This is a genomic window from Undibacterium sp. Xuan67W (assembly GCF_049340165.1).
In the GTDB taxonomy this organism is placed as follows: Bacteria; Pseudomonadota; Gammaproteobacteria; order Burkholderiales; family Burkholderiaceae_D; genus Undibacterium.
The window spans coordinates 30,655-44,801 of sequence record NZ_JBMPPN010000021.1; the positions used below are offsets into that span (position 1 = coordinate 30,655).

Annotated in this window: 12 protein-coding genes; 5 read left to right on the plus strand and 7 right to left on the minus strand. The window is 50.9% G+C overall.

All coding sequences use genetic code 11. The features are described from left to right. Window positions 1-11 precede the first annotated feature (11 nt). On the plus strand, window positions 12-227 hold the full coding sequence (locus ACO0LE_RS16535; protein WP_422961441.1) for an RNA-binding S4 domain-containing protein: 216 nt from the start codon (window positions 12-14) through the stop codon (window positions 225-227). A gap of 93 nt (window positions 228-320) precedes the next feature. Here ACO0LE_RS16535 and ACO0LE_RS16540 read toward each other — a convergent pair whose 3' ends face one another. The 7 genes from ACO0LE_RS16540 to edd all read right to left on the minus strand — a co-directional run bounded on the left by ACO0LE_RS16540 (window position 321) and on the right by edd (window position 9,446). Continuing rightward, complete coding sequence (locus ACO0LE_RS16540; RefSeq protein ID WP_422961442.1) at window positions 321-737, minus strand: hemerythrin domain-containing protein; 417 nt, start codon at window positions 735-737, stop codon at window positions 321-323. 326 nt (window positions 738-1,063) lie between these two features. Further along, window positions 1,064-1,264, minus strand: a complete 201-nt coding sequence (locus ACO0LE_RS16545) for a YjfB family protein (protein WP_422961443.1) — start codon at window positions 1,262-1,264, stop codon at window positions 1,064-1,066. A 27-nt stretch (window positions 1,265-1,291) separates the two neighbouring features. Further along, window positions 1,292-1,846 carry a molybdopterin-guanine dinucleotide biosynthesis protein B gene (gene mobB, locus ACO0LE_RS16550; protein WP_422961444.1) on the minus strand — a complete coding sequence of 185 codons (555 nt, stop codon included), beginning with the start codon at window positions 1,844-1,846 and terminating at the stop codon, window positions 1,292-1,294. Between the two features lie 145 nt (window positions 1,847-1,991). Next, complete coding sequence (ppc, locus tag ACO0LE_RS16555; RefSeq protein WP_422961445.1) at window positions 1,992-4,772, minus strand: phosphoenolpyruvate carboxylase; 2,781 nt, start codon at window positions 4,770-4,772, stop codon at window positions 1,992-1,994. Window positions 4,773-5,051: 279 nt separating this feature from the next. Beyond that, window positions 5,052-6,698, minus strand: coding sequence for a glucose-6-phosphate isomerase (pgi, locus tag ACO0LE_RS16560; protein WP_422961446.1), 1,647 nt, complete (start codon window positions 6,696-6,698; stop codon window positions 5,052-5,054). 178 nt (window positions 6,699-6,876) lie between these two features. Next, window positions 6,877-7,515 (minus strand): bifunctional 4-hydroxy-2-oxoglutarate aldolase/2-dehydro-3-deoxy-phosphogluconate aldolase, encoded by a 639-nt coding sequence (gene eda, locus ACO0LE_RS16565; protein ID WP_422961447.1) that lies wholly within the window; start codon window positions 7,513-7,515, stop codon window positions 6,877-6,879. Between the two features lie 68 nt (window positions 7,516-7,583). After that, window positions 7,584-9,446, minus strand: coding sequence for a phosphogluconate dehydratase (edd, locus tag ACO0LE_RS16570; protein ID WP_422961449.1), 1,863 nt, complete (start codon window positions 9,444-9,446; stop codon window positions 7,584-7,586). Window positions 9,447-9,840: 394 nt separating this feature from the next. On the opposite strand from edd, the gene zwf reads away from it, so the two are divergent. From zwf to ACO0LE_RS16590, 4 genes are all read left to right on the plus strand, one after another. Beyond that, entirely contained in the window at window positions 9,841-11,310 is a 1,470-nt protein-coding gene (gene zwf, locus ACO0LE_RS16575) for a glucose-6-phosphate dehydrogenase (protein WP_422961450.1), read from the plus strand. Then, window positions 11,297-11,986, plus strand: coding sequence for a 6-phosphogluconolactonase (gene pgl / locus ACO0LE_RS16580; RefSeq protein WP_422961451.1), 690 nt, complete (start codon window positions 11,297-11,299; stop codon window positions 11,984-11,986). The genes zwf and pgl overlap by 14 nt, the downstream gene beginning before the upstream one ends. A gap of 230 nt (window positions 11,987-12,216) precedes the next feature. Further along, on the plus strand, window positions 12,217-13,119 hold the full coding sequence (locus tag ACO0LE_RS16585) for an SIS domain-containing protein (protein ID WP_422961452.1): 903 nt from the start codon (window positions 12,217-12,219) through the stop codon (window positions 13,117-13,119). 162 nt (window positions 13,120-13,281) lie between these two features. Further along, the gene (locus ACO0LE_RS16590; protein WP_422961453.1) at window positions 13,282-14,124 is read left to right on the plus strand and encodes an HDOD domain-containing protein; all 843 of its coding nucleotides are present in this window, start codon (window positions 13,282-13,284) and stop codon (window positions 14,122-14,124) included. Window positions 14,125-14,147 lie beyond the last annotated feature (23 nt).

Below are 14,147 nucleotides of genomic sequence, written 5' to 3' on the forward strand. Positions count from 1 at the left end.
TCAGGAACATTATGCAAGACCTTAGCTTTAGCCTCGAAGGTGAATTTGTAGAACTCAACCAGTTATTAAAACTCGTTGGCCTGTGCGACAGCGGCGGCGCTGGCAAGGTCATCGTCTCCAGCGGTTCAGTGAAAGTAGACGGAAAGCAAGAATTACGTAAAACGGCCAAAATCCGTGCGGGTCAAATCGTGATCTTGGGTGACGTCCGGATTAAAGTCAGTGCTTAATTAATGAGTGCTTAAGTACCGGAGTGCTTAACTACTGATCTCTGCATCGGCCGGTAGATTCGTCTGCCGGCGAAAAATGTCCTTAAGCTTTACCTATGCTGGCTGAGCTGCCGTAATCGCCTCAGTTGTCATAAAGCGGGCCAGCATATTGTCCATCGTATCGACATGGTGTTCGAACCATAGCGGCAATTCTTCGGCCAGCCTTGCTGCCAGATCCATCTCCCCTGCTTCGACTATACGACGGCGGACCTCACGCATCACTTGCAAGACAGCATCATGCTCAGTCATGTGACAACCAGCAGGCGGAAATGCATTGCTCGTCATCCACTGATTTTCTTGTTCAAAATGCTCGACTGAGTGCGCAATTAAAGCGTCTAGTCTTGCAATGAACGTATCGGGGTTATCCTCTGACAATGCCGCGCATAACATCACGAACTCCTGATGTGTCTCGTCCATTGGCTCGTACTGCAACTTTAATCGGTCAGACCAACCCCAGTTGGTATCGCTCATACTTATCCTTTTTTGCTCGATCTATATATCGGTGAAATTATTCTGAAAACGATGATTGAACCGTATTGAACAGACAATCCTGCAATCACCCGGCATCAAAACGTGCCACTGAGAATACCGCGAACCTCAATGCTCGCTTGGCTCTCCGGACAATACTGAGTGATCAAGAGAGATCAACTATCCTTTTTAGGATTATCACTGATCCAAGATTTTTTCGCTTGAGGCAGGATAAAAAAACCCTCATCAATTTCCTTCTCCTCGCAATCATAAAAAAAGCACAGCGGCTAAGGCTGTGCTTTTTTGCTACGAATGATTAACTAGATTATCTAGGCTGTCGTATTGATGTTTCTTCCGAGATTTGGTGGCAAATTCGATATCGCTTTATTATCCGGGATCGCTTCGATCAATGCGGTCGCGCTTTCGGCGCTGACATCCAAGGCTTTTTTCAAGACGGCAACACTGACTGCTTGGCTAATGCCGACATCCGCCAAAGTTGTTGATACACTGGCAATTCCTGTAACATCCATGACAATCTCCCAGAACTTCGTATCTAGTTATCGGCGTACATCCATCCCTACTTTAGGGTCTTGCAAGAATAAATTTTTTGCTAAAGATGATTGAATCCAGGCAAGTATTTGCTCGGGCAGATTTAAATCCAGCCAGACCAGATCTGCCCTCAGACCTTCGGGCCTGAGGATATCTGATGCTACCGCGACAATGTGTGGATCATCTGGATATAAGGCAGGCTTGCCTAGGCCGGGGCGGTGGATTTCGATTTTAGCAACCGCTTCCCACTTATACCCCTCAATCAAAATCAAATCTGACGGCGCAAGTCTGGGCAGTAATTCCAGCAAACCCGGCTCGTTCTGTTCGCGCAACTCGCTGGTAATCGCGTAGCGAAATGGCGATGCAAGCAAGACTTCATTTGCCCCCGCGCGGCGAAAGCGGGCGCTGTCTTTGTGCGAGGGTTCCAGAATAATGTCATGGTGGCTGTGCTTGACCACATTCACCTTCAAACCACTGCTGCAAAGAGCAGCAATCAGATATTCCAGCAAAGTCGTTTTACCGCTGCCGGACCAGCCGACGATACCAAGTAAATGGTTTGACATCCAGATTCCTAAATCAATGTGGTCCGTTTTTACACGTTTGCTCGACCAAGTTTAGCAAACAAGCGCACAGATTTTACATTGAATTATTGTTCCTGCACCTGGTGCAACTCACGCAATCTCAACAAGTATCCATCAGAATCACTGGTCAGCCGCTATTTCGCAAACCTGCCGCAATACCATTAATGGACAAGTGAATACCGCGACGCACGCGCTCATCCGGGTCGCCGTTACGATAACGCTCAAGCAATTCAACCTGTACGTGATTCAAAGGTGAGAGATACGGAAAGCGGTTACTGATCGAGCGTTTTAGCAAAGGATTTGCCGACAACAATTCGGACTGGCCAGAGATTGCTGTCAACGCAGCAATCGCTGCCTCATGCTCAGCCTTCAGACGCGGGAAAATCCGGTCGCGCAATGCCTCATCTTTCACCAGCTGGGCGTAACGACTGGCGATTCCAATATCGCTCTTGGCCAGCACCATCTCCATATTAGACAACACCGTTGAGAAAAATGACCAGGTCTTAAACATCGCCTGCAAGGTCTGCAAACCATTCTCCGGATGGGCCTTCAGGTAACTTTGCACCGCGGAACCAAAACCAAACCAGCCAGGTAGCATCAGGCGACATTGTGACCAGCTAAATACCCAGGGAATAGCGCGCAGATCTTCAATCGCGGTCGATTTTTTACGTGATGCCGGACGACTGCCGATATTCAATCCGGCGATCTCAGAGATCACGGTAGACTCCCAGAAATATTGCTCAAACCCTTCAGTCTCGTACACCATATTCCGGTACGCGCGGAAGGCGTGATCCGACAACTCTTCCATGACTTTTAAAAACTCTGCGGGCGGCTCTGGCTCTGAGTGCGACAGCAAACTGGCTTCCAGCGTTGCCGCTGCCAGCACCTCCAGATTACGGCGGCCGACTTCCGGATTGCCGTACTTCGCGGTGATGACTTCACCTTGCTCAGTCAAACGTATCTGTCCTTGCACCGCACCCGCCGGCTGCGCCAGAATCGCCTGATAACTAGGTCCACCACCGCGACCGACCGAGCCACCGCGACCATGGAATAAGCGCAGGCGCACCTGATGTTTGGCAAAGATCGTGACCAGATCCAGCTCAGCCTTATACAACTCCCAGCCGGAAGTCAGGAAACCGCCGTCCTTGTTACTGTCCGAATACCCGAGCATGACTTCTTGCGCATTTCCCCGGCTTGCCAGCAAGCGTGCATAAGCAGGCAATGCTAACAATCTGTCCATCGCAGGCGCACTGTTTTGCAAGTCGCCAATCGTCTCAAACAAAGGAATGATATTGACGTCCAGGCTGCCTTCGAGAGGATGCAATAAGCCCGCTTCTTTCAATAGCACCGCCAGCTCCAGCATATCGGAGACGCCATCGGTCTTAGAGATGATGCAATTGGGTACCGCACCTTTGCCATAGCTCAGTTGCGCTGTGCGCGCACCACGGTAGATCGCCAGTTCGGACTGCGTTTCTTCTGAATACTCGAGATACGGCGACGCCAATGGCCGGGTTGATGCAATTTCTTCTGCTAGCAAGACAACGCGCTGTTCTTCGTTCAGTTGCAGATAATTGGTACCTGGATTGGCGGCCTCCAGCAATTCTGCAACAACACGCTCATGCACATCGGAATTTTGACGCAAATCAATCGGTGCAAGATAAAAGCCAAATACCCGCACAGCGCGGCGAAGATGGCGCAAACGACCACGCGTTAAAGCGGCAGAGCCGTTATCAAATAAGGACTGGTGCACGACATCGAGATCGGCTACCAATTCTTCTGCACTTGTATAAGCCTCAGCATCGCCAGATGCAAGAATCGCCGGCTCCGCATCAAGCAATTGTTTGTAGGTCTTTGCCAAGCGTGCATAGATGCCGCTGACAGCCAGGCGATAGGGCTCATCCGAGCGGTGTGGAGAATGATCTGGCGAACGCTGCGCCAATGCCAATAAGTCTGGTGAAACATTCACCAGCAACGTTGCCATCGACAGCTGCGAGCCCAGCGTATGTAGTTCACCGAGATAAAAAGTGAACGCGCGGTTCGATTGCATTGCCAGTGTTTTTTCTAATACGCTGGCGGTGACAAAGGGATTGCCATCACGATCGCCACCTATCCAGCTTCCCATCTTCATGAAACTAGGCAAATCAATTGCCTGCATATTGCCCTCTTTGCTGCTCAGCAGGTCTTCCAGTCCCGCATACAGACTTGGCAATTCGCGCAAGAATGTATAGTCATAAAAACTCAGACCGTTTTCGACCTCATCAAGCACTGACAATTTAGAGGTGCGCAGCATACGGGTCTGCCACAAAGTCAGTACAGCGCGGTTGAGTGCTTCTTCATTCGCAGCTGATTCTTCCGGCGTCAATTGCATACGGTCACGCTCATCGAGCAGGCGTGTAATCACCATCTGACAATTCAAAATACTTTTACGCTGCACCTCGGTCGGGTGCGCCGTCAGCACTGGACTGACTTCCGCAGTCTGAAAAAAATCAAGCAATTGCTGCGTACTATGTCCTGTGTTGTACAACGACTCAATCGTATGCGCCAGACTACCGGCACGCGGTGCCGAACCAGCGATCAGATGCTTGCGGGTGCGGCGGATGTGATGCTGATCTTCTGCCAGATTGACCAGATGCGAAAAATAACTAAACGCCCGAATCACTTGCGTAGTCTGGTCATTCGTCAGCGTATCGAGTGTCGACTCCAGCGCCTCACGCGCCGCCTCATCGGCATCACGACGAAAGCGGATCGAATTTTGTCGTACTGTCTCAATCAGATCAAAAATCTGGTCGCCGTGCTGATTGCGCACGGTATCGCCCAGTATGCGGCCAAGGCGGCGGATGTCGTCACGCAGGCTTTGGTCTTTGTCGTCTTCGGTCAGATCGATTTTTGGATGGAGATGAGCATTCATAAGGGCAGATTTTATGAGACGAAAGGAAATCGGGAGATGAAAAATTTTATCGATCTTTGTATGCCTTACACCAATCCGGCACGCCAGCATGTGCTACGAAACTAGGGCTACAGCAACGTTGTAGCAGAGTCATACCAGCGTTAAACATACAAACATCAGACTACCGCAAAAACATGACGGACAACTTACAACAATTCAGAGCGCTCTGTTCAGACCATACAGATAGTCGATATTTCTGTGTTTCGATGCATGTGTATTTCGTTACTGCTATGCCGCTTTCTATGCCGCTTTACTAGATTGCATCGTCAACTTATCGCGCTTACCGATGGCATTTAACAAACCACGGGTAGAGCTATCGTAATCTTCTTTAACAGAGGATGGATCCAGGCTGATCAGCTGTTGCGCCAGCGATTTACCCAGCTCGACACCCCACTGGTCAAATGCATTGATATCCCAGATCACGGATTGCACAAATACCTTGTGCTCATACAAAGCGATCAGTGCGCCGAGTGAGCGCGGCGTCAATGAATCCAGCAACAAGGTCGACGTCGGACGATTGCCTTCAAAGACGCGCGGCGCCAGTACCTTTTCAGGTAAATCACCCAATTCGGCACGCACTTCGCCAATATCTTTGCCCCATGCCATTGCCTTGGATTGCGCGAAGCAATTGGCGAGCAAGGCTTTATTGTGGCTTGGCAACCCCGCATCATCATCAGCGACCACAATAAAATCCGTCGGGATAATCGTCGCGCCCTGATGCAACAACTGAAAGTAAGCATGCTGACCATTGGTACCTGCTTCGCCGAACAAAATCGGTGACGTGGCGTAATCGACGCGCTGCCCTTCTCTGGTCACAGACTTGCCGTTGCTCTCCATTTCGAGTTGCTGCAAATACGCAGGCAAGCGCGTCATTCGTTGATGATACGGTGCAATCGACAAGGCTTGCAGACCGAGGAAATTAATATTCCAGATACCGATCAATGCCATCAATACCGGCAGATTATGCTCAAGCGGCGCTTGCGCAAAATGTAGGTCCATCTCATGCGCGCCAGCCAGCATTTCTTCAAACCGGTCGGCCCCTACGTACAGGGCAATCGACAGGCCGATCGCACTCCACATCGAGTAACGGCCACCAGCCCAGTTCCAGAACGGAAATACGTTTTCTTCAGCGATACCGAATTCCGCAGCGGCTTTCACATTGGTACTCAGCGCGACAAAATGCTGACGGATCTGATCGGCAGGACAACCGTGCGCCAGCATCCATTCACGTGCAGTACGGGCGTTGGTCAATGTTTCCATTGTCGTAAATGTCTTCGACGCCACCACGAATAAAGTCGTCTCAGGATCAGCATTCTTCAATGCGTCAGCCACATGGCGGCCATCGACATTCGACACAAAATGCAGGGATAGATTTTTTTGCGACCATGGTGCCAGTGCAATGCAGGCCATTTGTGGACCGAGATCAGAGCCACCGATCCCGATGTTGACAATCGTACGTATCGCTTTGCCGGTATAACCAAGCCAGCGACCTTCGCGCACGGCGTCGCTAAAAGTACGCATCTGCGCCAGAACCTGATGTACGTCTGCGGCAATATTGTCGCCATTCAGATAAAACGATTCACCTTTGGGCAAGCGTAATACCGTGTGCAATACCGCACGATTTTCGGTATGGTTAATTGCTTCGCCGCGCAACATCGCATCGCGACGGCTCTCGACATCTTGCTGCCTCGCAAGCGCCAGCAAATTCAGTTTCGCCGTGGTATCCATACGCTGCTTGGAGTAGTCCAGCAAAATGCCGCAAGCCGATGCAGAAAAATGCGTGAAACGCTGCGGATCGGCGCGAAATAATTCTTTCAGACCAGGCAGATTAGTCGCGCGTTGTTGCAGCAAACACCAAAGAGGAGTGCGGGAAACAGAGGTAACCATGATCGATTGCTTCAGAGTGACGTGGAGATCAAAAAAATGAAAAAAGAGCCAGCTTACGAATCACTTTATAGGGAGTATCTGATTATTACCCTCTTAACCGCTCCTGTTTATTAGTGCGTTAAGAAAAATAAACTTATACACCCTACCAGTATAGTATTTCAGGTAGTAGCTAAACGGCTTACTTACCCGCCGCCGCAGCCTGCGCCGCCAAATTGGCGATAGCCTGCCAGTCGCCCGCATTGATCAGATTGGCCGGACACATCCAAGAGCCGCCGACACACAGGATATTTTTTTGTTGCAGCAACGCGGGCGTCGCCTCAACCGTGACGCCGCCAGTGAGGCAAAAACGCACGTCAGGGAAAGGACCGCCTAAAGCTTTGGCCATTTTGGTACTGCCGACGATGTCGGAAGGGAACAACTTAACCACATCAAAACCATGCTCCAGCGCCAGCATCAGGTCACTCGCACCACCGACACCGGGGAAGTAAGGTAAGCCTGACTCTGCCGCTGCCTTTGCCAGTGCCGGTGTAATACCAGGACTGATGCCGAATGCAGCACCAGCGTATTTCACGGCATCCAGTTGCGCATAGGTCAAAATCGTTCCGGCACCGACCGTCACATCCGGGCAAGCTTTCACCACTTCACGCAATACCGTCATTGCATTCGGCGTACGCAGTGTTATCTCAACCGCTGGCAAACCGTTTTCTGCCAGAGTCGTTACACAACGAATCGCCTGATCCACATCATCCGTCACCAGAATCGGCAAGACGCGGATTTGTTCTAATTGCTGAATGATGCTTTGTTTGGTGTGAATCATTTTGGTCTCGCTCCCGTTGTATAGGTGAATGATGCTTTAATTGCTTAGTCGCTTAGCCGCTTAATCGCTTAATCAATAAACAAGGTTGATGCCCCATGCTCAGGCGCTGTCACGACCCGTCGCTGCGCGGCAAACAACTCACGGCCGTAATCAAAAGTCTCGGTAGCAGATGGCTGGCGCACTGTACGACTTGCCCATTCCGCCTCATCGACCAGAGCTCGCAACTCGCCCGTATGAACATTGACTTCAATCAGATCGCCATCGCGTACTTTGCCTAGCGGTCCGCCCTGGGCAACCTCGGGACTCACATGCAACGCCGCAGGAATTTTCCCGCTGGCACCGGACATACGACCATCCGTCACCAGCGCCACCTTATAACCCGCCGACATCAGACTGCCGAGCACTGGCGTGAAGTGATGCAGCTCTGGCATTCCGTTCGCCTGCGGTCCCTGAAAAATCACGACAGCGACAAAATCCTTGTTCAACTGACCTGCTTTATATGCACCAACTAATGCGTCCTGTGACTCAAATACAATCGCCGGCGCACGCACGATCCATGCGTCTTCCGGCACGGCAGAAGCTTTCACAATCGCACGACCGAGATTGCCCTGCAACAGACGCAAACCGCCCGTCGCAGCAAACGGCTCCGTCACATTCCGCACGACGTCTTTATTTGTAGAAACTGCAGGAGAAGCTTGCCACTGAACTTGATTGCCAGCAGCGCCTTCGACTAGGGCCGGGCGATTGATATGCCCTGCCAGACCTTGATCGCCATATACCGTTTTAACATCTGCGTGCATCAGGCCAGCAGACAGCAATTCACGAATGACAAATGTCGGTCCGCCTGCATCTTCAAACGCATTCACGTCTGCTGTGCCGTTCGGATAAACACGGGACAGCAACGGGATCACTGACGACAATTCATCAAAGTCCTGCCAGTCAATCAGAATACCGGCAGCACGCGCTACCGCAATCCAGTGGATCGTATGATTTGTCGAGCCACCAGTTGCCAGCAGAGAGATCACGGCATTGACGATGGTTTTTTCATTCACCAATTCGCCAATCGGTGTGTAGTTGCCGCTCTGCTCGGTCAATTGCAATACGCGCTCGACCGCCGCGTCGGTCAGTACGTGGCGCAGAGGATCGCCCGGATGGACAAAAGCAGCACCAGGCAGATGCAAGCCCATTGCCTCCAGCAGCATCTGATTACTATTTGCGGTTCCGTAGAAAGTACATGTACCAGCGCTGTGATACGCCGCGCTCTCGGCCGCCAGCAGTTCTTCTTTAGTTGCCTTGCCCTGGGCGTAGCGCTCACGCACGGCAGCTTTTTCTTTATTCGACAGGCCAGATCCCATCGGGCCGGCGGGAATAAAAATAGTTGGCAGATGGCCGAATGCCAGCGTACCGATCAATAAGCCCGGCACGATCTTGTCGCAGATTCCCAGACATAAAGTCGCATCAAAAGCGTCATGCGATAAAGCCACCGCGGTCGCCTGCGCAATCACATCGCGCGAAAACAGCGACAACTCCATGCCAGGACGACCTTGTGTCACGCCGTCACACATGGCAGGCACCGCACCGGCGACTTGCGCGGTGCCGCCAAAGCGTAAGGCTGCCTGGCGGATTTGTTGCGGATAGGATTCGTAAGGCTGATGCGCGGACAACATGTCGTTGTAGGCAGTGACGATACCGATATTCGGTTTTTGCGCCTGATTCAGCCAGATCTTGGTGCCGCTATCCATCGCGGCATTGGCATGCGCCTGATTGGCACAGGACAGACTTGCGCGGCGCGGACCACGTCCCGCCATTTTCTGAATCCGCGCCAGATAGGCGCCGCGTAAAGTCTTGCTGCGCTCGGCAATACGCTGCGTGACGCGGGCGACGACAGGATGAATTTCTGGTGTAATCAGTGCGGAAGTAGATGTTCTCATGGCAGACTAGCCTCATGCTTTTTTCGGATACTGTAAAGATAGCATAAAACCTAAATTTCTGTAACAAACTTTCATTTAATCAAATATCTTCATGAATTTCACGTAAAAATGACAAATTTATCGTAATGAAACTACATTTCTGAATAGATTCTGGCATAATCAAGAAAAATAAACGCAATGCGCAAGGTACATAAATGCGTTTCATCAGTGGGCTTTACAAGCATAAGTAAGATAAGCATGAATAAGCTAAGCAAAAAAGTGCTCTCAGGAGCTGCTGAGTACCCTGAATACAGCTAAAAAGCCCGGGCAACATAGGGCGTACACTGTGCTATCGCAATGCCTGCTTATTCTGTCGGTATCATCATTTACAACTCAGAACAACCTTGGAGTCAGCATGACCACATTTGTATTGTTTGGCGGCACCGGCGATCTCGCCAAGCGCAAGATTATCCCTGCCCTGTATAGCGCCTTTGTCAATGGTCGTCTGGATGCTGACTTTCAATTTATCGGTGCCGCACGCGAGGCCTTGTCCGATGAGGATTTCCGCAGCCGTGTCGCGGCCAGCATAGAATCGTATGGCGCCAAGACCGAGGATAAAGATGCGGGTCACAGCGAAAAAACAGCCGCCTTCCTGGCGCTGACGCATTACTCCAAAATCGATGCGCGCGAAGCCAGCGACTTTGATGCGCTTAAAAAACAAATCAAAACCAGCGATACCAATGCGACGCTGTTCTATCTGGCGACCGGCCCCGATCTGTTCGTCCCTATCGTAGAGCAACTCTCCAAGCATGGCCTGGTCGAAGGCAACGCCCGTGTCGTACTAGAAAAACCGCTGGGCCGCGATGCTCAGTCGGCCAAAGAGATCAATGCTTCATTACGCAGCTATCTGCGCGAAAACCAGATCTATCGTATCGATCATTACCTCGGTAAAGAGATGGTGCAAAATCTGCTGGCCTTGCGTTTCGCCAATGCGTTTCTCGAGCCGCTGTGGAATCGTAAATCGATCCAGGACGTACAAATTTCGATCTCAGAACAAGTCGGTGTTGAATCACGCGGCGACTTTTATGACCGTACCGGTGCTCTGCGCGACATGGTGCAAAACCATTTGCTGCAACTCGTCTCTATCGTTGCAATGGAACCGCCAGTCAATGCCAATCCCGATGCGATCCGTGATGAAAAAGTTAAAGTGCTGCGCGCCCTGCGTAAATTTACTCCGGAAGATATCAGCAAAAAAACCGTACGCGGCCAGTATCGCGCTGGTGCGGTTGATGGTCAGCCAGTGATTTCATATCAGGCGGAACCTGGCGTACCCCCTGCGTCGCGCACAGAAACCTTTGTTGCAATCAAGGCAGAGATCGATAATTGGCGCTGGGCTGGCGTGCCATTTTATCTGCGCACCGGTAAGCGCATGGCGAGTCGCAGCGCTGAGATCACGATTAATTTCAAACCGATTCCGTATTCCATTTTTGGTAGTTCACAAAGTAATTTACGCTCGAACCGCCTGGTCATTTCTTTGCAGCCGGAAGAAAGCGTACAACTGTTTTTAAAAGCCAAAGAACCAGGTGAAGGCATACGCTTATCCGATGTCGCCCTGAATCTGGATTTTGCCGAAGCCTCAAATTCACGCAGGGTCGAATCCTATGAACGTCTGTTGCTTGATGCGATGCACGGTGATCTGACGCTGTTCGTGCGTGATGATGAACTCGGTGCAGCATGGGCGTGGATTGACCCGATCATGACTGCATGGCAGAACGATAGCGAAGGACTGAAATCCTATATCGCCGGCAGCTGGGGGCCATCGGCGTCCAGTTATTTGCTTGCGCAAAACGGTGCGGCCTGGGGTGAAGAATATGTTGAAGGCTGAGACCATGGTGCTACATAGCTTTGCCAGCTTTGAAGAACTCAGCGAAGCCCTGGTTGCTGAATGGTTAGGCATTATCGATACCGCAGCATTGGCGCGGCTCCCAGCCTACTTTGCCCTTGCAGGCGGCTCCACGCCTGCGCCTCTGTATCGCCGGCTCGATCAATTGCTGTCGCATCGTGACAGCAATAATGTGAAATTGGTTGCGACCGATGAGCGTTGGGTGGATGATGCGGATGCGCAAAGTAATGAAGGCCTGTTCAAACAAAGCATGGCGCAATCGTATGGCAAGCAATGGAAATTGATCTCGCTGAAAAATGCAGCGCGTACGCCAGAGGTAGCGACAGAAGCGATCAGTCATCGTCTGGACGAACAGATTCCGCAAGCGTTCAGCGCGGTCTTGCTCGGCATGGGTGCGGATGGACATATTGCCTCGCTATTTCCCGGCGCACCAACTCAGCATGATGACCTGGCTTGTCTGGCGGCACTGCACCCACAAACCCGCCAAAGCCGCATGTCTCTGTCGCTGCCACGCTTGCTGAATACAGACAGAATCTGGCTCGTGATCACCGGCGCAGAGAAGCGCCGTGTTCTGGAAAATGCAGCAGAAACATCTTTACCCGTCGCTGCGTTATTGCATGAAGCCCATTGCGATGTTGACGTATTTTGGTGTCCATAATCCGAAATTGCTCATAAAGATTTGAGATGATGACAGGAACATTTGCAGAGGAAGTTTTGGTATAAATTTTGATGTGAATTTTGCTATGACTGCGGCGCTCATTGAGAATCGTGAGCAAAGAAGAGCATCAACCACACCACAATCGGCAAATACACCGTCAGCGCTCAAATAGCACCTTAGGCGTGCCTGATGGACAATCTCGGATAACAATAAGTGATTATAAAAAAGCCATGCCAAATTCTGTATCCCGTCTTCTCGATCCCAAGCCGATTCCATCTGAAAAAGGTTTGCTGGCGCGCATACGTACTGCCAGTACGGCGCTGAGTCGTGCCGAGCGGCAGGTTGCGGAGTTTTTATTACAGAAGCCGCATGATGCACTGGAGATGTCGATCCGTGTTCTGGCGCAGGCTTGTGATGTCAGCGAGCCGACGGTTGCACGATTTTCGCAGTCAATGGGATTTGATGGCTTCAAGACCTTTAAACTCGCATTTGCCAAGAGTCTGGCGACCGGCATTCCGTTTTTGCATCTTGACGTCAATCAGGCAGATTCGGTACGTGATGTGCTGCCAAAAGTATTTGACCGCACCATTGCCGCATTGATGGAAGCTCGTAATTCAGCCAACACTGCAAGTTTTGAAGCCGCAGTCAACCTGCTGTCACGCGCACGCCGGATTGAATGTTATGGTCTTGGTTATTCAGGTGCGTTGGCCATCGATGCGCAGCTAAAATTTTTCCGGTTCGGCATTCCTACGACTGTCTTTTGCGATGCCCATTTACAGGCGCAATCCGCCTCCTTGTTAAACAGTGATTGTGTGGTCGTCGCCTTCTCACGTACCGGTCGCACCCGCGACATGATACGCAGCGTACAACTCGCCAAAGGCGCCGGCGCCAAAGTGCTGGTGCTATGCGCCAGTGGCGGCCCGCTGGCGGAACTCGCTGACGTCCACATCAGTGTCGACGTCGAAGAAGATCCCGACATCTATACTCCGATGACCTCACGCCTCGCCCACCTGACCTACATCGACGCCCTCGCCGTCGCGGTCACTCTGCAGCGAGGCCCGGCAGCAATTGATATGCTTGAGCGAGCCAAGGCCAGTATCAGCGAAAAACGACTCGATTCTAAAGTTGACTAATTCATTTCTGATCCAACTCATGGCCGCGTCAAAACTACCAGCGCCCAGTCCACCCTGTCGCATAAATTTCACAACACGAATTAAACACAAATGTTTGCAAACAACTCATAGGTTTTTTTGGGGATTTAGGTAATACTTCAAAAAAACGGAGGAGTTAGGCGCATGACAGCAATTGCGATTGAAGAAATCATCCAAGAGGTCAAAGACTTACCAACTTTACCCGCAGTCGTGATGGAATTGTTAAATAATATTGACAAAGAAGATCTCGACGTTCAGGACATTGCTCAAAAAGTAAATCGGGATATGGCGCTCACGGCAAAGACCCTGCGCTATGCGAACTCTGCGTATTACTCCACCATGGTGAAGGTTGGAACAATACCGCAAGCCATTTCCTTACTGGGCATTGACGCCTTTAAACAAATCGTTATGACTGCAGCATTGTCAGGCTGTTTTCCTGAAAACAACTGTGATGGTTTTAGTCACAAAGAATTTTGGCGTCACTCTAACGCAGTAGCCATTGCCGCAAAAATTCTGGCAAAGAGACTCAGTTTCAACCTCGACCTCGCCTTTACTGCCGGCCTGCTACACGATATCGGTGCATTAGTACTGGTTACCAATCATCCGGCGCAATACTCATCATGCATTGCGTACAGGAACGAACATCAGCTTACGCAAATAGATGCCGAACAGCATTTATTAGAAGTAGATCATGCCCAAGTTGGTGAGGCACTAGCAAAAGAATGGCAGTTTTCAGACGCCATGATAAAAGCGATTGCAGGACATCACAAACCAGATACACCTGGCCTGGGATTTTTGGCGACCATCGTTCATGTCGGAGACGGGATCGCACATGCATTGCGTATCAGTACAACTCCCGATCATACCGCTCCGGAAATAAGCGGCCAGTCGTGGGAAAGTCTGGGACTAAGTCAAGAGACTCTGCAACAGGTATTGGCAGAAGCACAAATTGAATTTGACAAGTTAAACGCTGAAATCGACGTGTAGAACTGATGAGTGAAGATGGCTGA